General features: G+C 45.1%; 17 protein-coding genes and 1 pseudogene. 5 read left to right on the top strand and 13 right to left on the bottom strand.

Going from position 1 to position 21,622, the window contains the following annotated elements:
* Positions 1–45: 45 nt before the first annotated feature.
* Positions 46–846: a glucosamine-6-phosphate deaminase gene (gene nagB / locus BS19_RS18955; RefSeq protein ID WP_038177473.1), complete on the bottom strand. Its 801-nt coding sequence runs from the start codon at positions 844–846 to the stop codon at positions 46–48.
* Positions 847–1,218: 372 nt separating this feature from the next.
* Here nagB and BS19_RS18950 point away from each other — a divergent pair, with 372 nt between their 5' ends.
* On the top strand, positions 1,219–2,394 hold the full coding sequence (locus tag BS19_RS18950; protein ID WP_038177472.1) for a tetratricopeptide repeat protein: 1,176 nt from the start codon (positions 1,219–1,221) through the stop codon (positions 2,392–2,394).
* 77 nt (positions 2,395–2,471) lie between these two features.
* On the opposite strand, the gene sstT is transcribed toward BS19_RS18950, so the two are convergent.
* From sstT to BS19_RS18925, 5 genes are all read right to left on the bottom strand, one after another.
* Complete coding sequence (gene sstT / locus BS19_RS18945; protein WP_038177470.1) at positions 2,472–3,686, bottom strand: serine/threonine transporter SstT; 1,215 nt, start codon at positions 3,684–3,686, stop codon at positions 2,472–2,474.
* A 388-nt stretch (positions 3,687–4,074) separates the two neighbouring features.
* Positions 4,075–4,524 carry a copper chaperone PCu(A)C gene (locus BS19_RS18940; protein WP_038177469.1) on the bottom strand — a complete coding sequence of 150 codons (450 nt, stop codon included), beginning with the start codon at positions 4,522–4,524 and terminating at the stop codon, positions 4,075–4,077.
* A 2-nt stretch (positions 4,525–4,526) separates the two neighbouring features.
* Positions 4,527–5,126, bottom strand: coding sequence for an SCO family protein (locus tag BS19_RS18935; RefSeq protein WP_038177467.1), 600 nt, complete (start codon positions 5,124–5,126; stop codon positions 4,527–4,529).
* Positions 5,123–5,551 carry a hypothetical protein gene (locus BS19_RS18930; RefSeq protein WP_038177465.1) on the bottom strand — a complete coding sequence of 143 codons (429 nt, stop codon included), beginning with the start codon at positions 5,549–5,551 and terminating at the stop codon, positions 5,123–5,125. The genes BS19_RS18935 and BS19_RS18930 overlap by 4 nt, the downstream gene beginning before the upstream one ends.
* Before the next feature lie 84 nt (positions 5,552–5,635).
* Positions 5,636–6,181, bottom strand: coding sequence for a GNAT family N-acetyltransferase (locus tag BS19_RS18925; protein ID WP_038177464.1), 546 nt, complete (start codon positions 6,179–6,181; stop codon positions 5,636–5,638).
* A gap of 222 nt (positions 6,182–6,403) precedes the next feature.
* Between BS19_RS18925 and BS19_RS18920 the strand changes: the two genes are divergently transcribed.
* Positions 6,404–7,696: an HD-GYP domain-containing protein gene (locus BS19_RS18920; protein ID WP_038177463.1), complete on the top strand. Its 1,293-nt coding sequence runs from the start codon at positions 6,404–6,406 to the stop codon at positions 7,694–7,696.
* 6 nt (positions 7,697–7,702) lie between these two features.
* On the opposite strand, the gene BS19_RS18915 is transcribed toward BS19_RS18920, so the two are convergent.
* Complete coding sequence (locus BS19_RS18915) at positions 7,703–8,335, bottom strand: DUF2057 family protein (RefSeq protein ID WP_038177461.1); 633 nt, start codon at positions 8,333–8,335, stop codon at positions 7,703–7,705.
* Positions 8,336–8,454: 119 nt separating this feature from the next.
* On the opposite strand from BS19_RS18915, the pseudogene tnaA reads away from it, so the two are divergent.
* Together tnaA and BS19_RS18910 are read left to right on the top strand one after the other, a co-directional pair.
* Positions 8,455–8,652: pseudogene (tnaA, locus tag BS19_RS20085) on the top strand (tryptophanase); the annotation flags it as partial.
* A 352-nt stretch (positions 8,653–9,004) separates the two neighbouring features.
* Positions 9,005–11,548: a glycosyl hydrolase family 18 protein gene (locus BS19_RS18910; protein ID WP_038177460.1), complete on the top strand. Its 2,544-nt coding sequence runs from the start codon at positions 9,005–9,007 to the stop codon at positions 11,546–11,548.
* Positions 11,549–11,613: 65 nt separating this feature from the next.
* Here BS19_RS18910 and BS19_RS18905 read toward each other — a convergent pair whose 3' ends face one another.
* The 4 genes from BS19_RS18905 to BS19_RS18890 are packed head-to-tail and all read right to left on the bottom strand — an operon-like array spanning position 11,614 to position 17,774.
* Positions 11,614–13,728 (bottom strand): type I secretion system permease/ATPase, encoded by a 2,115-nt coding sequence (locus tag BS19_RS18905; RefSeq protein ID WP_038177459.1) that lies wholly within the window; start codon positions 13,726–13,728, stop codon positions 11,614–11,616.
* Positions 13,729–13,745: 17 nt separating this feature from the next.
* Complete coding sequence (locus BS19_RS18900) at positions 13,746–15,656, bottom strand: bifunctional diguanylate cyclase/phosphodiesterase (RefSeq protein WP_038177457.1); 1,911 nt, start codon at positions 15,654–15,656, stop codon at positions 13,746–13,748.
* A 5-nt stretch (positions 15,657–15,661) separates the two neighbouring features.
* Complete coding sequence (locus tag BS19_RS18895; protein ID WP_038177568.1) at positions 15,662–16,333, bottom strand: transglutaminase-like cysteine peptidase; 672 nt, start codon at positions 16,331–16,333, stop codon at positions 15,662–15,664.
* Between the two features lie 49 nt (positions 16,334–16,382).
* A complete protein-coding gene (locus BS19_RS18890) occupies positions 16,383–17,774 on the bottom strand; it encodes an HlyD family type I secretion periplasmic adaptor subunit (protein WP_038177456.1) in 1,392 nt (463 codons plus the stop codon).
* Positions 17,775–17,986: 212 nt separating this feature from the next.
* Here BS19_RS18890 and pdxH point away from each other — a divergent pair, with 212 nt between their 5' ends.
* Positions 17,987–18,622 (top strand): pyridoxamine 5'-phosphate oxidase, encoded by a 636-nt coding sequence (gene pdxH / locus BS19_RS18885; protein ID WP_038177454.1) that lies wholly within the window; start codon positions 17,987–17,989, stop codon positions 18,620–18,622.
* A 20-nt stretch (positions 18,623–18,642) separates the two neighbouring features.
* Here the strand turns inward: pdxH and BS19_RS18880 are convergent, their stop codons facing one another.
* Together BS19_RS18880 and BS19_RS18875 are read right to left on the bottom strand one after the other, a co-directional pair.
* Positions 18,643–19,356, bottom strand: a complete 714-nt coding sequence (locus BS19_RS18880; protein ID WP_038177453.1) for a helix-turn-helix transcriptional regulator — start codon at positions 19,354–19,356, stop codon at positions 18,643–18,645.
* A gap of 360 nt (positions 19,357–19,716) precedes the next feature.
* Positions 19,717–21,543 carry a formylglycine-generating enzyme family protein gene (locus BS19_RS18875; RefSeq protein ID WP_038177451.1) on the bottom strand — a complete coding sequence of 609 codons (1,827 nt, stop codon included), beginning with the start codon at positions 21,541–21,543 and terminating at the stop codon, positions 19,717–19,719.
* Positions 21,544–21,622 lie beyond the last annotated feature (79 nt).

Raw genomic sequence — 21,622 nt, 5'->3', positions numbered from 1 at the left:
CCGAGTATTAAACTCGGATTTTTTATTCGTCTTAGATTCTTAGATTTAGAAACCGACAATATTTTTTGCTTCTAACTCTGTAAAGTACTTAACCGTTTTTACTTTGAGTTCTTGCTGGGCTGCTTCGTCACAAACGATAACCGATTTAGGATGCAGTTGCAGTGCAGAAACTGTCCATAGATGGTTAACACTGCCTTCTACCGCAGCTTGCAGTGCTAGAGCTTTGTTGTGACCTGTAACCAGAATCATCACTTCTTCAGAGTCTAGCAGTGTACCCACACCAATCGTCAGTGCGTACTTAGGTACTTGTTCAATATCACCATCAAAGAAGCGCGAGTTAGCAATGCGGGTATCTTCCGTTAGGGTTTTGATACGAGTGCGTGAAGAGAGTGACGATGCCGGCTCATTAAAGGCAATGTGACCATCATTGCCCACGCCGCCCATAAACAAGTTAATTCTGCCGTAAGACTTGATTTTGTCTTCGTAACGTTGGCATTCAACTTCATTATCTTCGGCGTTGCCGTTAAGAAGATTGATGTTTTCTTCTTGGATATCAATGTGATTAAAGAAGTTGTTATACATAAATGAACGGTAAGACTCAGGGTGATCTTCAGAGATGCCAATGTACTCATCCATATTGAAAGTCACAACATGCTTAAAGCTCACTTCGCCTGCGTTATACAGTTCGATCAGCGCTTTGTAAGTCGCCAGAGGTGTGCCGCCAGTCGGCAAACCTAAAACGAATGGGCGATCTGCGGTCGGCTGAAAGTCATTAATACGTTTTACGATGTGCGCTGCTGCCCACTTACCGACTTGTGCGGCTTTGTTTAATGGGATAAGTCTCATTTTCTGCCCCTAATGTTAGAATTTATGATGTTTTGAATCATTAATTCGCATTATAAAATAAGTGATGTATTTCTGCTATTGTTTTTGGTCAATTTTTCATAAATTAGTCTTAAATATGGCACGGAAGGGTTTGATAAGCACAATGATTGACTAAAATTATCGTCGTTTATGTAACTATTGCCGAAAAAATTTTATTATAAAAATAAGCTCAAAAGTGAGCAGACAATCAATTGCTCTAGCTTGTGAACTGCATTGCATCCACTAATGGTATAGCAGTATGTGGTGTGTGTGTTATAGGGTATGATTGAGAAACTCAATCATTTGAGTATGCTGCCGATATTATAATTAGCTTAATACACGAAAGAAGAACGAATGAATATAATAGGGATCGCCATTGGTGCGACCGGATTGCTGCTACTGGGCATGTTTATGTGGATGCTGGCGCTGTCACTGCGTAAAAAACGTTTAGAACAAGAGCGCAGAGAACGTAGTATCGCGCAACGAAAGGCGATAGAAAAACATCGCAAGCAAGAACAACAAGAACGCATTGCTAAAGCAGAAAATGGCGATCTTCCGACCATTCTTTACTTGGCAAAAGAAGCAGAAAGAGCGCGCTTGAAAGAAGCACTTCACTGGTATACCAAAGCGGCTGAGCTTGACAGTGTGACTGGGATGTACGGAGTTGTACGTCTGAGTAATAAGATGAAACAAGATCTTGTGCTTAAAGAGAAAGCGAAGTTTTGGCAAGTGTGTATTGCGGCGGCTGATGGCAGTCTACCGCATAAATACGAAATGGGCATGGCGCTATTTAATGGTCATGGTACCGACATCAATGTTGCCAAGGCGCTCGACATTATGGAGTCAGCGGCCGAACAAAATTATGTTGATGCGCTGATTTTCTTGGGAGATTGGTGGATATCGCCTAACAATCCGCAAAAGAACCCGACCAAGTCGAGCGAGTACTATCGTGATGCTGCTGAGCTTAAAAGCAATCAAGGTCGGATGAAGCTTGGCTTAAATTACATCAAAGGATGGGGTGTGCCTCAAGACTTTGAGCGCGGTTGTTATTGGATAGAGCGTGCGGCGGAAAAAGGCCATCTAGAGGCTATGTACAGAGCCGGAGAAACGTGGATGGAACATCGTCCAAATGGAAACTCTATCGCTTACATCTGGCTGTTTTTAGCGGCGCAACTTGGTCATGACTCTGCGCGTAATTTACGAGATCAGGTCGCGATGCATATTGGTGTCGATACGGTTGTTGGTTTGCAAAGTCTCGCTAAGCCGATTGTTAAGAAAATTCGTGAACGAAAAGTCAGTAAGCACTCAATCATTAAGGCACTTAATCGACTCTACAAGCGTAATATTCCGATTGATGATAACAGCCGTATTGCGGCGCCGATAGACGCCGAGCAACTGAATGACGAGCTTACCATGACCGATCCTGCCACGGTGATTGAAGATCTCTTAACCGATGAGACGGACGTTCAAGCCTCGGAAACGAGTAGCGAGCGTCTTGATTTTACTCAGTCACCGATTGACAAACATTAGTCATCGATTGTTTGAACACCTTTCTATAAATACAAAAAAGCCTCGTGATGACGAGGCTTTTTTAGTATCAGCAAAGATTACGCTTGTTTTTGTTTCGCTTTACATACCGCCGCTGTAAAGACGACATCTGTTGAACTGTTCAGCGCCGTTTCTGCAGAGTCTTGCACCACACCGATAATAAAGCCAACCGCGACCACTTGCATCGCCACTTCATTAGGAATACCAAACAGACCACAGGCCAATGGGATTAGTAATAACGAACCACCAGCAACACCAGAGGCACCACAAGCTGAAACTGCTGCAACGACGCTGAGTAGTAGCGCTGTCAGTAAGTCAATTTCAATACCCATTGTATGAACGGCAGCAAGAGTCAGGGTTGTGATAGTAATCGCAGCGCCTGCCATGTTGATGGTTGCACCAAGAGGAATCGAGACTGAGTAGGTATCTTCGTCAAGCTTAAGCTTTTCACACAACGCCATATTTACAGGGATGTTTGCAGCGCTTGAACGGGTAAAGAAGGCCGTCACGCCACTTTCACGCAGACATCTTAGTACCAGTGGGTACGGGTTCTCGCCTGTTTTGACATAAACGATGATTGGATTGACTACGAGAGCAATAATAACCATTGAACTCAGCAGAACAGCCAACAGTTGAGCGTAGCCAGCTAAGGCGTCGAAACCAGTCGTTGCCAACGTTGAGGCAACCAAACCAAAGATACCAAAAGGAGCCAGACGTATAATGAAGCGAACGATCTGCGAAACGCCGTGACTCAAATCTTCAAATACCGCTTTGGTTGTAGCTGATGCGTGGTGTAACGCCAGACCAAGGCCAACCGCCCATGCCAAAATACCAATGTAGTTTGCACTCATCAGAGCATTAACTGGGTTGTCGACTAACTTAAATAACAGAGTATTTAAGACTTCAGCAATACCTTGTGGTGGTGTTGCGCCTTCGGCACCTGTTACAAGCGTTAATGTGGTTGGGAATAAAAAGCTAAGTACGACTGCGGTCAGTGCAGCAGTTAACGTACCAAAAAGGTAAAGCACCACGATTGGACGCATATAGGTATGCTGGTTTTTTTTCTGATTGGCGATCGAGGCAGCGACCAAAATAAAAACGAGAATAGGGGCGACGGCTTTGAGCGCACCAACGAACAGGCTTCCGAGTAATCCAACACTTTGAGCGTGCTGTGGAGAAACAGTCGCTAGACCTACACCGAGAATGATGCCGGCTAGGATCTGCAAAACCAGATTGCCACGAGCAAAGCGTGCAATAAGTGAGTTGTGTTGCATAGTTATCCCTGCAATGAATAGTTTTATAGAGTTATAGTAATAACAGTTATATCAAACTGAGATCGATATACTAGCGGCTTGAAATAATGTGTCTAGATGTAATTGAAAATTAGCATGAAAAATTAATTGAAATGAGATGATGTGAATTTTATGTTGCTATTGTGTGCTTGTTTGGTGAATAAGAGGGGCGGGAGACTCTTCGTCTTGTAAGTCGATTTACCACTTATACTGACGCTGTTCATTTTGAATTTTTATAAAACGTCGTCAGCTTTTTAAACGAAGCTCTTTACTCTGGCAAAGTCCACAGTGGCGTCTTTGCTCGCGCAGTCATTTAAACCAATTATCTAATCAACAAGGTGGGAGCTTACCCACCTTGTTAAGTCATTTTTTAATGATGGTGTTTCATGCCACTCATGACTTTCTTGATTGGCGCACTAAAGGTTTGTTGTTCACCATTGGCAAACGTAATCTCTACGTCTATCTGCTCACCTTCTACAAACGCTTGCTTAAGGTCGAACAACATAATATGCAGGCTACCAGGTTTAAGTATTGCTTTTCCTTTACTTGGCACTTCGATGCGCTCGATCTGACGCATTTTCATCACATCGCCTTCGGTAATCACATCGTGAAGTTCTACTTTGCCGGCGGCTGGCGTTGACGCAGATACAATGTAGCGATCTTTGTCACCTTGATTGAGGATTTCAACGAATACTGCACTGGTCGGTGCATTGGGCGGCGTGGCACGGGCGTACGCGTTGTGCGCCATAATGTCGGTTTGATCTGCGTGAGCAAGAGGGCTTAAGGCAAAAACGGCCAGTAGCAAGGCTTTCAATCTCATGGTCATAATCCTTTGGAATTCAGGTTTTTAAAGGCTTCCACCAAGGGCGCCGGTGTCAGAGTATGTGGCACTTTAGTGATTAACGTGCCATCGGGTTGGAGAAAGTAGAAATAAGAACTGTGATCGAGCGTGTACTCAAGTTGAGAGTTTTCTAACTTGGTCTTGCGGAAAATAACGCCATAGCGATGAGCCAGCGGAGTGGTAATGTCGAGTGGCGCTGACAATCCTTCTATCATCGGATGAAAATACTGAGCGTATTGATAAGCGTCTGCCGCGGCATCACGCTCAGGATCAAGCGAGATAAAAAGCGGCCGAAATTGTTGTTGGGTTTTATCGTCAATTTGATTGAGTGCACCTGCTAACATTGCCAGCGAGGTAGGACAAACATCAGGGCAACGGGTAAAACCGAAATAGACAACGCGAATTCGTTGATCACTTGGGGCAAAGATATCGACCGGGGCATTGTTTTCACCATATAAGATGCTTGAGTTAGGCGTGCTATCAGTCAACGTAGAAGCGCTTTGAGAATTAATATAATAGTGATTTAAACCAACACCCAAGACAAACGCGGCTAAGAGTGCGAATCCCCATTTCTTACTCATCGTTCCATCCTTATTGAAGTGTTGATTGAGTGGACTTGGTCAGAAAGAGTGCCGTACCAAGTCATGGCATCCGATGTACATACCGGCAGTACGACTTGACCCGTAAATTGACCTTGAGGTTTTTTGTCCAATTTAAAGACCAACTTACCCATATCCATTTCATATCCTTGAAGTGTCAGAAACAGCGTTTCACTGCTGGAGTTTGGCCAGTCAACGGTGAGTTGAGTGGGCGCTAACGGTTGGGTAGTATCACGGTCAGCAGTGATGCGAATTCCGTCTTGCTGACAACCCGCTGTTGTGACTAAGCAGTAATCGTTTAACGATATATTGGTTTGAGGTGATTGAAACCACTTAATGATGTCACTGGCAAAAAAGCCACCGCTCAAAGCTAGGACGATCAAAATTAGTTTAATGCTTGTAGACATTAGAAATTTCTCTAACTACAAAATCTGGCGCCAATAGTAGTACATAGTTTGGTAAATCTCTATTAATCTAAAAAAACAACGTGTTCACTCACTCATTAATGGCGACTTTTTGAGTCCGTAAACGGCATGATCAAGAATACGGCCAGAGACTTTTTCTTGATTGGTTAGGATGCCTTCTAACACCATGCCTACTTTTTCTGCTACTCGGCGGCTGGCATGGTTATCTACGGCGGCTGATAATTGCACCTTCTCCATGTTTAATTCTTCAAACACGATTTGAATAAGAGAGTGAACAGCGCGCGGCATTATGCCCTTACCTCGATGGTGTTGACTCAACCAATAACCAATTTCAACGCATTGGGTATCATAATTGATTTTGTTGAAACTGCAGTTTCCGACGAGCTCATCGCGGAAAAAAATAGCGCAAGTCATCGACTTTCCGTCGGCGTAATCGTGCAACATACGTTGAGCAAAAAGACGAAAGTCTTGGTCGCTTTGACAGTGTTGTGGCCAGGCTAACCATTCGGCTAAGTAGTCACGCTGTTCAGCAACAATTTGGCTGTAATATGGGGCAAATGACTCTTGAATAAGAGCTAAGTCGATATCAGGGTCGATAGTGCGTCTAAACATATTCCATTCCTTGCATGCTTTGCTGTAAGAAACGTAACAAAATCAAGCGGTGATGGCTAGCAAACTGGCATGCAAATAATGGTAAAACTCTAGCACGTAAAATATGCATTACGTTGGTGAAGTCACAGTTCTGTTAATAACCTTTCATATGCTATGGTTTATCATTAGTACTTTAGTTTACTCTGTGCGGCATAATAAATACTAATAATTGGAAACGTCACAATGGTCTTTGCCAAGCAAGAAATAAGTGTCGACCTACGTCGTGTACTGTTTGAAATTGCCTATGCGCTTGATGCTGTCGGTGTCGACGAAATCTATCACGGTCATCGTGTTGCCTATATTGCCCATCGCTGCGCTCAACAGCTTAACTGGAGTAATGAAAAAGCCCAATTCGTTTTTTCTCTGGGACTCGTTCATGATTGTGGAGTGTCTGATTTAAATGAGCGTAACGGGCTTTTGTCTCAGCTAGTACCAAGCGATACCAATCACCACTGTATCAGAGGCTATGAACTGTTAAGTGCCTGTCAACCGTTGTCTTCAATGGCGACGCCGATCCTTTATCATCACACTTGGTGGCAAGATTTAAAGCCTCTGGCAGGAGTTAGTGAAGAAGACAAACAGCTTGCGAGTTTGGTTTTTTTAGCCGATCGGCTCGATAACTTGCGAGCGAATGCTAACCTAGATTGCTACGGAAACTTGTCCCATCAATGCAAACGCAATATTGCCGAAGAGCTCAAAGCTAATTGTGACGTTATGTTTGAAACGACCCAAGTCAATGCAATGCTTGAGTTGATTGAGTGTGATGATTTTTGGTTCTCAATGGAACCGCGTTATATAGAATCGCTTGCTGAGCATTTTTCTTATTTGCCATTTTTCTCGTTAAGAATTGGTCTGGATGAGTCAATAGAGGTTGCTGAGCTGTTTGGTAAAATTGTTGATGCGAAAAGCGCATTTACCTATCAGCATTCACTGCATGTCGCTCAATTGGCCGAATATCTCGGCACTCAGTTGGGATACCCTGCCTATACGACTCGTATGTTGTATTTTGCTGGTCTTATCCACGATATCGGTAAACTCAAAACGCCGAATCGAGTACTACACAAACCCGGTACCCTGACGGATGAAGAGTATATATGTATCAAACGTCACGCGACCGATTCACGCCATGTACTGCAAAGGATCTTTGCCAATACCGAGATTATTCAGTGGGCATCCAATCATCATGAGCGTCTTGATGGTTCAGGTTATCCACTCGGCCTTGATGCGGACGAGTTAGATGAACCGAGCCGATTGATTGCGATTACCGATGTGTTTCAAGCCTTGACTCAATCAAGACCGTATCGTGCGGGTTTATCGCTAGAGAAGGCGATTGCGATTATTCGTGAATTAGTCGAGCAAGGTAAACTTGATGCTGAGCTGTTTAGATGTCTAGTGGCGAATGGCGAAGAGTGTTATCGCATATCGACGGGCCAAACGCATGTTGAGCCACTGCTTGTGTGCAATGGCTCCTTGTGACGTCAATTACTGCTGATTAATGTGCGCTTTGAAACGTGCTTTGGTGTTTGCATCAGCTTTGTTATACCAAAAATACAGCATCTCTTCGGCCGTTGAGTCGGCCGATTTTTTACTGTCAATCGTTGCGACGACGGGGGTCGCTGTCAAACCAGACAATGCAGCCTTGCCACCCTTACGGTTGTATTCAGCCAGCTCCACTTGTAGGTTACGGCCAATCTGCATGCCCTCTTTAACCAATTTGTCTTGCTTTACTGGAATAAGGTTTCCGCTGCTGTCTTTTAGAGACCATTCTACGCTATGGATCTGTTGCGATGCTCGATGAGCGTTGCGGTAAGTTGGCATTTCAAATTCTAGCTGTTGATCTTGAGCACTGAATGTGGCGATCAGCGGGTCACTGTCAAGTATAACGCGGTCTTTGCCTTGGTCGAAATAGGGCTTATAGATAAACAGAATCTGATTCTCGCCATCAGGCAGAATTAACGTTTTACTGGCATCAAAGAAGCCGCCTTTGAGTTCAGGCTTGGTATTATTGGCGACAACGACATCAATCGTATCAGGAATGCTAATCGTCACTTGAGCGGAGGCATAACTGCTTATACCAAGTGCGATGGCAGTGAAGAGTGTGGTTTTTATTTTCATTATCGATCCCTAGTCAACAGACATTTAAACCAAGAGAGTGCCTAGCTCTCAATGCGATTTCAATATCTTAATGTGAGAAGTTTGCTAATTTCATTGTTTCTGCCAGTTGCACTGCACGCACGATTGAGCAAAAGCCTTCTGAGCTTGATCTGATGCGTTTAACTATTCCAAGACGCGTTTACACCAACGATCACATCGACTACGTCGCGGACGCGATAATTGCCTTGAAGGAGCGCGCGCATGAGCTGAAAGGGTTAACCTTTGAGTACGAACTGCCTGTGTTACGTCATTTCACGGCGCGTTTTAAGTCTAAATAATTACATCGCTATTTCTGTTGATATTGGAACCACTGCTGCACTTTTAACAAATTTCAGCAGTTTTCTATCTTGTTCACTGAATTGTTGATAGTGCCAACTGCTGGTTTGCTTGATTTAAACCGCGTTTAATTCTGATTACTTATATTTTCTCAGATTTTGACTCAGTATCGAGCTTGTCATGTAACAAGCTGATAACGTCGATAAATTTTTAAGTAATCACTCGTATTTAGTCTTTATTTTTTCCATTAAAAAAAAAGTCTCTTAAATACTGAAGGTGATGTTCTTCACTTTCGATTGAACAGACGTGGCTCTGACAATTGGGGCAAACATACAAGGGATGAGAGAAATAGGTATGAATCGTATTACTATATGTGCAGCGAGCATCGCATTGGCGATCTCTGGCACTACGCTGGCGGCACCTGCTGCTCCGAGCGTTGATGTATATGGATCGAACAATCTACAGTTTTCTAAGATTGAATTGGCAATGGAAACCACCTCTGGCTACAACCAGATGGTTAAGTATAAAGAACAAGCGGATATCAGTATTAAGTTTAACCAGTGGAGTGGAACCACAGGGGATACATACAAGATTTACTTTGATGGTGTTGAAGTCGCAACCGGTCCAATTGCGGGTAGCCAAACCAGTGCCAACTTCCAATATGGCAAAGGCGGCCGTTATCAGTTGACCATCGAAGCGTGTGACGCCACGGGCTGTAGTACCAGTGCGCCAGCCGAAATTGTGGTCGCGGATACCGATGGTGCTCACCTTGCGCCGCTTGCGATGAACATTGATCCAAATAACAAGTCATACAATACCGACCCGAATACAGTCGTCGGGACGTATTTTGTCGAGTGGGGTATTTATGGTCGCGATTACACCGTTGATAACCTGCCTGCAGATAATCTTACTCATATCCTCTACGGATTTATCCCAATTTGTGGTCCTAACGAGTCGGTGAAATCGGTTGGTGGCAACAGCTACAATGCGCTTATGACTGCTTGTCAGGGGGTGCCTGACTATGAAGTTGTGATTCATGACCCATGGGCCGCTTATCAAAAGAGTTTCCCTCAGGCAGGCCATGAATACAGCTCTCCAATCAAGGGCAACTATGCCATGTTAATGGCACTCAAGCAGCGTAACCCCGATCTTAAGATCATTCCATCTATTGGCGGTTGGACGTTATCAGACCCATTCTTTGATTTTACCACCAAAGCCAACCGAGATACGTTTGTTGCTTCGGTTAAACGTTTCTTAACCACATGGAAGTTCTATGATGGTGTCGATATTGACTGGGAATTTCCTGGCGGCGGCGGTGCTGCTGCCGACAAGGGCGATCCGGTTAATGATGGCCCGGCCTATGTCGCATTGATGCGTGAATTGCGTGCCATGCTTGACGAGTTGGAAGCGAATAGTGGTCGTACTTATGAGTTGACCTCTGCGATTGGCGTTGGCCACGACAAGATAGAAGATGTTGATTATGCCGATGCAGTACAGTACATGGACTATATCTTCGCCATGACTTATGACTTCTATGGCGGTTGGAACAATGTCCTCGGCCATCAGACGGCGCTTTATTGCGGTAACTTTATGCGTCCTGGTCAATGTGATGGAACTGGCGTCGATGAGAATGGCAAACCATATACTGGGCCAGCTTATACTTCAGACAATGGTATTCAGTTATTACTGGCTCAAGGCGTCCCGGCTAACAAACTTGTGCTTGGTGCGGCCATGTATGGGCGTGGATGGGAAGGGGTACTACCGAGCTCATTAAGTGACCCAACAGATCCAATGACAGGTGTTGGTAACGGTAAACTGACAGGCTCAAGTGCTCAAGGCGTTTGGGAAGATGGAGTTATTGATTATAAAGGCATTAAGTCGTTTATGTTGGGGCCTGACAATACGGGTATTAATGGCTTCCAATATGGTTACGATGAGCAAGCGCAAGCCCCTTGGCTATGGAATCCGACGTCAGGTAAACTGATTACGTTTGATGACGACCGCTCTGTGAAAGTGAAAGGCGCTTATGTTCGCGACTTAGGTCTAGCTGGTCTGTTCTCGTGGGAGATTGATGCAGATAACGGCGATATCTTAAATGCAATGCATGAAGGTTTAGCTGGTGGTACTGGTACGCCGGTCAATAAAGCGCCAGTGGCAAATGCGGGCGCAGACCAAACGGTCGTTGGTCCGGTGACGGTGACTTTAGATGCCGGAGCGTCGAAAGACAGCGACGGAGCTATTGTGAGTTACGAGTGGACGCAAGTTTCAGGTCAGACGGTGACGTTGACGGGTACTAACACTGCGCAGGCAAGTTTTGCTGCTAATGAGGTGACGGCGTCACAAAGCTACGGTTTCAAGGTAACAGTGACCGATAATGAAGGCGCTTCTGCATCAGATACCGTTGTGATTAGCATTAATCCGCAAGATCTGCCACCAGTAAACCAAGCGCCAGTCGCTGTCGTTAGTGCTCCTGCCACAGTCCAAAGTGGCGATGTGGTAGTCGTCGATGCATCTGCCTCAAGCGATGCCGACAATGACCCACTCAGCTATTCATGGGATATCCCTGCAGGATTAAACGCGACGATCGATGGTGCAATGGTGAGCTTTGTTGCTGCTGAATACACCCAAGATACCTCATTAGCGTTTACTGTGACGGTTAGCGATGGCCAAGCCAATGTCACAGCGTCGAGTACGGTTGTTGTGACTAAAACTTCATCAGGTGGTGAGTTGTGCGATAATCTGTGGGATGCGGCAGCAGTCTACAACGGTGGTCAACAAGTCACGTGGGCTGGTAAAGTTTGGGAAGCAAAATGGTGGACTCAAGGCGATGATCCTACGCAATCCGGTCAGTGGGGTGTGTGGAAGGAAGTGGGGGTAGCAAGTTGCCCAACGAGCTAACTTCGTCTGCTTAAGATAAACAAAAAGCCATCGAACTGATGGCTTTTTCATTTTACGCTTTAGGGTTAGTTGACCGCTCTGACTTTACCTTGCTTAAGGCTGTTAAGCACTTCTGATTTAGGTCCATCAGCAATGATGCAGCCTTTTTCCATCACGATAACTCGATCCACGACATCCAACATTGAGGTCTTATGGGTGATTAAAATCAGCGTCTCGGTTGATTTTAATTGCGCGAGTTGTTGTTTTATATGCATTTCTGAACGGTTATCCATGGCGCTTGTTGGTTCATCAAGCAGCAATACCGGAGGACGACCAAGGATTGCACGTGCGATGGTAACGGCTTGACGTTGTCCCCCCGACAGCATTAAACCACCTTCGCCCACTTGACGTTCAAGACCCGCGGGATCTTGTTGGGTGAATACCGTCACACCAGCGCGGTTTGCGGCGTCGAGAACATCTCTATCGTCAGCCAGTGGTCGACCTAAGGTAATGTTGTCGCGAATCGTGCCATAAAACAGTTGGCTGTCTTGCGGAACACAACCGATATTGCGGCGAATATCGATATGGTGCAGTTGGTCTATGTCAGTATCATCGATACGAACGTGACCCTCAGTAGGTTTAAACAACCCCATAATCAAACGTTCTAACGTTGTCTTACCTGAACCAATACGGCCGATAATGGCGACTTTTTCGCCAGGGTTGATGGTTAAACTTAAATCACGAATCGAAGCGACAGGTGAGTCTGGGTAGTGGAAGGTCACTTTATCCAACTCAATCTTGCCATGAATGATCGGACGATGGATGTAGCGTTTGCCTTCTTCTTGTTCATCTGGCATCGACATGACTTGATCAATAATCGTCATGGATGACTTAGCTTGATTGTAACGAGTGGAAAGCAGCGATAACTGAACCATAGGGCCAATTGCACGACCACTGAGCATGGTGGCGGCAATCAAGCCACCCATGGTCAACTCGCCCTCTGCAATTAAGTAGACGCCGAGAATAATCATACCGACGTTAGAGGCTTGTTGTACAAATCCGGCGGTATTTTGAATGCCATCAGTGATGCGACGGCTCTTAACACTCCAATTCGCCATATGCGCGACGGCTTCTTCCCAACGGTATTGGAATTGGCTCTGCGCGCCAAATAGTTTAACGGTCTCTAAACCGGCCAGACTTTCGATTAAGTTGGCGTATTTTTGCGAAGCAAGTCGTGAGCCTTCCTCGATCGTGTGACGCAAAGGTCCTTGAATCAACAACGAGTAAATGATTAAGATCAGAACCCCGATAATCGGGACGAACACAAGGCTTCCTGCCATTAACCAGATCAGCAACAAGAAGAGAATGGCGAAAGGCAAATCAATCAAAGAGCCAATCGTTGCAGAAGTAAAGAACTCACGGATCGACTCAAATTCTTGTAAGTGACGGGCAAAGGCGCCAACCGACGCTGGGCGTGATTCCATTCGAATGCCCATGACTTTACTGAACAGTTTAGAAGAGATCAAAATATCGGACTTCTTCCCTGCCACGTCGATAAAATAGCTGCGCATCAGCTTGAGAGTAAGGTCAAACAAGAAGATGACGAAAATACCGCTCGCGAGTACCCATAAGGTTTCAAACGCTAGGTTGGGCACCACTTTGTCGTACACTAGACGGGTAAACATTGGCGCAGCGATGGCAAATAAATTGATCAAAATTGAAGCGATCAACACGTCTCGATAGATTTTTTTCGATTGCCAAATCGTGCTCCAGAACCAGTGACCTTCGCGTGTTTTTAAAATTTCTGGTGAGCGTTCGTCGTAACGAAACTGCTTTTTTACTAGAAAGTAGCGACCAACATAGAGTTGGCTAAGTTCTTCAAGAGAAATGGAAATGGGCACCAACCCCGACTCTCCAGAAACAATTTCAGCTTCGGTTTTGTCTGCGTTGATGCTATTGAGAACACAAGCGTCACCACCTTTTAAAATCAGTACAACGGGTAACACCAGTTGTGAAATTTCATCAAGTTCTGCGCGGTTCTCTTTCGCGACTAGCCCGGCACGTTCTGCTGCGCGAGGGAACAGAAAAGGGGTCAACTTACCATCGGAGAGCGGCAAGCCATTAATTAACGCCTCGGGAGAGTTAGCTAATCCATAGTATCGACTGACGTAGATAAGAGAATTTAATAGCGGATCCTGCATGCTATACCTTTTATTTGTTATTTATCTACGATGAAGCCTTGGAAGACTTCAATAAAGTGCTCAGCTAAGAAGTCTAACTGAGTCTGTGTCTCGACTCGCGATGCAATGGTCTTAATGCCCAGATTGTGCGCTGTTCTTGAAATTGACGTCAGAGTAAATTTCTGTTTTTCGTCATCAAGATGATGGGTGTAGAGATAATCGAGTTTTACATACGCAGGGCGGAACTCATTAATATAATCAAGCGATTGGAAGTTTCGTCCATAGTTGTCGACACCGAAATCAGCACCTGCGCCGCGCACCGCATTACAAAATAAGGCGGTATGGTGTGGTGAGTTAATAAAGCAATTCTCTGGGATCTCAAAATGGAGCAATGAGGCGACTTGAGTATGTTTATTAAGCAGTTGAGTCACCCAACGGATAAAGCTTGGTTGAGAAATACTGCTTTGCGCGATGTTGATGGCGACTGGTGCGTGAAACTCACCCGCCTCTAAACGTTTGACTATCGATTCGATGACGTACTCATCAAACAGGTGGCTGGCATTGAGTTGTTCGAGTGCAAATAAGTATTGGTTTGCGCTGTAACGTTCACCTTCTTTTTCGATCGCTGAGAACACCTCTCGGTGATAGGTTTGACCGGAACTGTCGTTAGCCGCTTGGAAACGGAAGCTAAACCAATCGTTGCTGATGGCTTCACTGACTAATTGTTTCCATTGTTGTTTGCCCATCAAACTGTCGGTCTGTTCACCCGTCACGAAGCTGTAATCCAACTCTGGGTTTGACTTCGCTGCGGCCAACGCATTGTCGAGCATAGTTAATAGCTCAGTTGAACTGGTCGAGCCCTTGTTATAAACAACCCCAAGCGAAATGTTCGGTGTCGCCATACCCGTAGGGTCAGCATTGACGTCTTGTACATAAGTGATGATACTTTCGGCGATTAATTTTAGTTCGCTCTCATCAAGGTTAGGAACAATAAAGCCGAACTCTTCGGTCGAAATGCGTGCAAGTGTTACGTTAGGTGAAGAGAGCGACACTTTTAGGTGATCGGCGAGCTCTCGCACCATCCCGTCACCAGCCTCGTAGCCTTTGTCGTCGTAGAGTTCACGAATAAAGCTCGCTTCGAGAATAGCGACACCACCCATACCACCTTCGCCAAGCCATGAGTTGAGTTGACTCATGTAGTAGGCACGGTTACCTAACTGGGAAACTGGGTCGATATAGGCACGTTCACGCAGTTGCTGCGCCTCTTTTGCTTGTGCTTTAAATGATTTTTCAAGTTGAGATGACATGCTGTTAATGCCATCAACAACGTAGATCAAATCTTGTGTGGTAGGTCGTGGCAGTGGATCGCCAAACTGATTACGCGCGACTTGCTCCATTTTATTAACAATCAATTGCAATGGACGGAGCGCACGTTTAAGAATGAACGAAATAGCAAACAAACCAATAAGCAGAATAATACAGAACGCGATAACTAAACGTTCAAACGCAAGCCATAGCTGAATGTAGGCATCTCCAGTATCACTCACAATTTCGACTTCTGCTAACTGCATCCAACCACTCGTCACAACACGGCGATCATGTATACGTTCAAATAGATTGAGTTGGGTAAACCATTTAGGGACGTCATTGGGCTGGACCGGGTAGGTACGTAGGATCTCGTCACCAGTATCTAAGAAGATAAGCCGTACGATTGAATAACTACTGCCATCGAATAGTGCATTAATGACCGACTCAACTGCGACTTGGTCTTTGTCCTCTAGATAGGGGGCTAGGGCCAGGCCAACAGTATTGATGGTATTATTTACCTCGGATTGCTGCTGTTGAATGAGGTTGTTTCGTGTTGTATTAAATTCAATGATAAACACTGAAATCAGCAACATTAAAATAACCGCAATCATGCCGGCGACAAGTTGTTTATATAACGTCATATTGCCTACTCATCATAATTGACTATGGGTTTGTTTAGTTGGAGCGATTTTTCTCGCGCACGGAGATCATTCCAAAGGCTGAGCCTAGAAGATTTCCCTGCAAGTTGTCCGTTTTTCGACTTCATTAGCCACAAGTTTTTACCGTTGAAACTGTAAATAGGTAATAAGTCGCGGCGGGTAGAAGCACGTTTAATCTCTGGGTTAATATTGTCCAACAGTACTGGCTCGGCACTGGGGGTGGAATAGTATGCCAACACCATGTGGAACTGATTGAGCTCGATAGCCTTAACATAAACCAAGCGCAGTTTTTTATCGGAGACGCCGAGCTCTAATAAAGAGAAATATTTGGCAATGGTAAAATCTTCGCAGTCACCCGCATTACTGCCTAAAAATTCGAGCGGTGTTGCCCAATAATCGTTTTTTCCCCAAAGATTAATATCATCAACAAAGTTAAGCTGGTTGAAGAAGCTGTTCACTTTGGTGAGCTTTTGTCGCTCGGGTAGCGAAGCGTACTGAGACATCTCCCGACGCCAGGTTTCCACTCGCCTTCCGGCGCGGTCGCCATAGGTTTTTCTGACCGAATCAACCCAACGTTGCTCTTGGGTGTTAAGAGCAAACGAAGTCGTTGTAGCAAAAAATAACAGCGCAAAGGCGACTGAGCATTTTGCTAGAGTGATTGCCTTCAAGCGGCAATCCTTGAATAACGGTCATTAAAATTAGTCATAGCTATTCCTTCAGGGCGTTGTTTTGAGCACTTAAAATTGGTTTGAGCAGATATTCAAGTATGGTTCGCTTACCAATAATAATATCGACAGAAGCCGTCATTCCCGGAATTATAGGCAGTGAGTTATCCTTGTCGAGACTGGTCTCTTTGGTGCGAATACGCACAAGATAGAAACTATTGCCTTCTTCATCGGTGGTGGTATCGGCACTAATATGTTCTAAAGTGCCTTCTAACCCACCATATTTAGTGAAATCATAAGCACTAAATTTAACAATGGTTGGCAGTTCAGGGCGCAAAAATGCAATGTCCTGAGGTGCAATCTTAGCCTCAACCAACAGCGTATCTTCACTCGGAACGATTTCCACAATATCCATACCCGGCTGAATAACGCCTCCAACTGTATTAACGTTGAGCGTTTTTACTGTGCCTGTGACTGGCGAGGTTACGACGGTGCGGTTTACGCGGTCCTCCAGACCTATTGTCGACTCAGTCAATGATGAAAGTCTGTCTTGAGCTTCGTTGAGCTTTTCTTGCTGTTCTGAACGAAACTTCTGGGCAACATCAATACGGCTAAGCATCGCTTCTCTAATTGCTGATTGTAAAACCGGCATTTTGAGTTCGCTTGAGGTTAGTTCGCGGCGCGTGTCGTTGACTTGGCGCTGCAGTTTTAGCAATTCAATGCGAGGAACCACCCCCTCTTCGGCAAGTGGACGTGTAATCTCAAGTTCTTTATCGGCAAAGCGGTAGCTTTCACGTAAGTTTTTGATACGCGCCTGGATCTCTACTAAATCTTGTTGTTTTTGCTTAACTTGTTGGTCAATCACGGACAGTTGGTTACGGAGGTTTTCGAGATCTTGACGGTACTCATCTCGTTGACGCGCGACAAGTCGAGGTTGAGACTCGACCAATATAGGAGGAAAGGCGAGGCGGTTAAAATTGAGCAACACCGCTCGTTGCCATTCTGCGTCTTCAAACTCTTCATCAATGACCACGCTGGTAATGGATGCTGACAGTTGCAGCACGCTTGCGGTTAAGTTGGCGACTTGTTGTTCACGCTCGCGGTAATCTGAACGAAAACGCGTGTCATCAATCAGCAACAATTGCTGGCCTTTTTCGACTTTCTGTCCTTCACGAACAAGGATCTCTTTGACCAAGCCACCTTCGAGGTTTTGCACCACTTGAAGTTGTGAAGAGGGAACGACCTTTCCTTGGCCCACCGTGACTTTGTCAATTTCAGCCCACGCAGCCCATAAACCTGCCAAAACAAAAAAGATCACCATTACCCACAGCATGATGCGGGCACTGTTTGGCGTGTTCAATAATAACGCAGCGGTTTTGTCATCGACATAATCCAGCTCGTCAGGAGTAAGCTTGTTATAACGGCTCTTACTCATCGGTGATCCTTGTAATATGGTGATATTCGATTGATTTTATTACTGATAGCTAAAAATGTTAAGGACTTAGCGTCAGTTTTGTCATTCAAAATGATAGGTTTCTCCACTTTGATAGATGGTTTTAATAAAGTGTAGTCATAACCCGCGGCTTGGGCTTGAGTTCTTGTCGAGAAGCGCGCACAATCGATGAAAAATTTCGTCGAGGACAAGAGATGGAACTTGAAGATATTCGCCGCGAATATAACAAAGGTGGACTGCGCCGAAAAGATCTCAACGCAGACCCAATCGAGCAGTTTAACCTGTGGTTAAAACAAGCCATTGAGGCGAAACTGACCGACCCGACAGCAATGACAGTCGCGACCGTTGATCAAACGGGTCAGCCCTTTCAGCGTATTGTACTACTAAAAGATGTCGATAAGCGCGGTTTCGTTTTTTATACTAACTTGGGTAGCCGCAAGGCGCAGCACATAGAGCATAATGCCAAAGTTAGCCTCCATTTCCCATGGCACCCATTAGAACGTCAAGTTCATATTACCGGTGTAGCAGAAAAATTATCGGCAACGGAAAACTTGAAGTATTTCTCTTCTCGCCCTAAAGGTAGCCAACTTGCCGCTATCGCCAGTAAACAAAGTAGCCGAATTTCCGCTCGTGGCGTGCTGGAAGGCAAGTTTCTTGAACTCAAGAAAAAGTTTGAAGCCGGAGAGATCCCAGTACCTAGTTTCTGGGGCGGGTATCGTATTCGACCACAAAGCATAGAGTTTTGGCAGGGTGGAGAGCATCGACTTCACGATCGCTTTTTGTTCTCGAAACAAGAAGAGCAGTGGATTATCGACCGTTTAGCTCCTTAGGACAAAATCGAATACGCCACTTATGTGGCGTATTCACTATTGAGAGCAACCGAAATTTGGGTTTTCAATAATGTTTTCGGGATATGCGATCCATAGCCTTGGTCAAGCGCCATTTCGACTAATTGGGCTTTTGAATGAGCCCCAAACTTACGCCTTAATCGCACCACGTAGCTTTCTAATGTTTTCACCGATATGTTCATAATATTGGCGATGTAGTGTGGTTTCTTACCATATAAAAGCAGAAACAATGCTTCAGATTCTCTGTCGGTTAACTGACAGCTCAGGGTACTCGTTGCGGGAGTAACGGCCGTCATGGGGCGTTCTGTTGAGATTCCAGTGGCCCGACAAATCCAATGACCCACTTCTAAAATCGCAGTATCTGACAGCTCTTGACCATAAAATATTGTACCTTGAACTTGACCACTATCATCAAGCCATGGGGTCTTGGTAAAGATATGTGCACGCCAGGTTCCATCAGGGTAGGGGTGGATATCTAACACTTTGAGCTGAGTTTTGTGCTCCATGACATATCGATCTTGATTGACAAAGTCGCTAGCACAGCGGGTGGTTGGGCTCGGCATCTGGTGGTCGGTCAAACCGATACAATCATGAGATTGATCAAAGCCGATTAATTTGGCGTAAGCGTCGTTAGCATAAACAAAAACCGAACTGAGATCTTTGCATCCCCAATATCCGGGTAATTGAGCAAAAAGGGAGAGCTGTTGTGGATTCACAGGTGCAACAGTAAGCTATTAAATAAGATGACTATCATAGCATGTTCTATTGAATAGGCAGTTGTAGATATTAGATAAGTCGATTGATTGCTCGTTAATTAATCAGACAGTGTAATGGTTGACTGTAATCAAGTGAAGAGTGGGACGATGAATAAAAAATGCCAGGCATCAATTGATGACTGGCAAATACAAGAACCATAAGTTCCTGTCCAAGTGTAGAAGAGGTTCTATGTACTCAGAATAAATCACTGAGAGATAGACATATCAATAGATATCAAACTTAAGTGGCTAGACTTAAGTTCGTTATCGATTCTATCTTTTTGAAATAAATAAAAAAGGGGGGAAATCCCCCTCAGATACTTAATTGATATCGCGTACGATACGAAAGCCAACATAGTTGGTGGCTTCTGATGGAGAGAGGAATAATTGCTTATCTGCCGCCGCCATATTCGGCGAAAAATTCCAAGCGCCTCCCTTAACGATGCCACGCGGACTACTGGTCCACTGCCACACGTTGCCAACACTATCATAAACACCTAATTGGTTTGGTTTGAAAGCGCTGACCGGAGCGGTACTTATATTTGACCAAGGTGTGCCACTCCAACCGGTATTAGCTTGACCTGGTTTAAATTCATCACCCCACCAATACTTATCTTGGCTACCAGCACGTGCGGCGATTTCCCATTCATCTTCAGTGGGTAAACGATAAGATGCTCCAGTTTGTTGGCGCAGCCAATTGGTGTATGAGCTAGCGTCATTTTGGCTAATACACACCACTGGAGAATTTGGATATTGCTTAAAGCCTGGGTCGCGCCAACTGCTGTTAGCAATAGGAGTGACTTCGGCGTTAACCAATGCGGTACAGGTGTTTTTGAGCTCGGCATCCGTTTGATAACTAGTGTGTTCTACAAAGGTCGCGAATTGGCTAACGGTCACTGGAGTAACCCCAATCGCGAAAGCATGATCAAGGTAGACTTGCCTTGAGCCTTCTTCGCCCACATAGAACTTGCCAGGCAGTAAAGTGACAACTTCTGGCGCTGAACCTTTGTTGGCCATGCCATCGGCAAACTTAGTTCCATCGCGTAATGGATTGGCTTTCTCTGTTAATACGGCGCGTAAAGAAGTGTCAGATTTAATCGATATTTGCTGATTAAACGATTGGTAGCCTTCTTTTTTGATCAAGACATTGTGCGATCCCGTTGGCAACATCACTTCGATAGGGGTACTGCCATAAGAGACACCATCAATAAAGACACTGTCATTGTATTGATTTGAACGTAAAGAGAAGGTCACCCAAGCAATTTCCTGATCGACAGGTAATTGTTTGCTGCTATCAACGCCGGGAGCGAAACAGTATTGATTTTCGACCTGAAGCAACTGACAAGCCACGGTTTCGCTTGGTCTTGTTTCTAGCTCTACATCCATAACTATGCGGTAGCGGACACCATCATAAAAACCAGACTGCTTGGTGGCATGTCTTAACACGTGAATATTGAGAGTGGCATCGTTGATATTACGTTTCACCAAAGCACTTTCGCTGGTTTGGTTTGGGATCTCACTGCGAAACTGTTTAACCGCCTTTTGCAGTGCTAGCTCGCGAGTTTGTTGGTCGCATTGAGCTAATGTCATTGATGGCTGACAGCGGTTGGTAAAGCTGACCGCGATATTACTTGGCTGTTGCAGTTCATGGTTAAGTTGTTCAACTCGTGCGCGAATTTTGCTTTCGCCAAGGCCGGCAATTGTTTTTTCAATTGCTTCCACTTCAGCATTGCGTGTGACTAACAACGCACGTTGCTCTTCAACGGCTTGTTCTGCCGCTAGGCGTGCTTTCTGATTTTGTTTAACCGTTGACCAGGCGTCTTGATAAGCTTGTTGAGAGGCCACCAAGTCGACACTCGGGTCGTCAATCATACGTTGATAATCAGACTCGAGCTTTTGCTTTGCGTCAGTGAAAGCTTTCTCTAATGCTTTCGCTTGTTGATCGAGAGAGTTAAGTTCAGCTTGTTTTTTATCTAGCAGTGCTTGCTGCTCGTCTTTTGTTTGTCGCGCTGTGCTGAGTTCGTCATGTTTGGTGAACAATTGGTCATCAATTTGAACTAATGACGCTTGCCCATCTTCAGCGAGGGCTGGAGACGAAACTAAGCATGGCAATAATGCTAACAAAAGGGCGGATAAACCTGGACGCATTGACTATCTTCTACATCTAATTATTGGTTAATGGGCTTATTCTAAACGAAAACGCCACTTTGTCTTAAGTTATCAATGA

Origin of the sequence: Vibrio pacinii DSM 19139 (assembly GCF_000711795.1) — a bacterium.
GTDB lineage: Bacteria > Pseudomonadota > Gammaproteobacteria > Enterobacterales > Vibrionaceae > Vibrio > Vibrio pacinii.
Note: the sequence above shows the minus strand (reverse complement) of the source record. Positions and strands in the feature narration are given on the sequence as shown.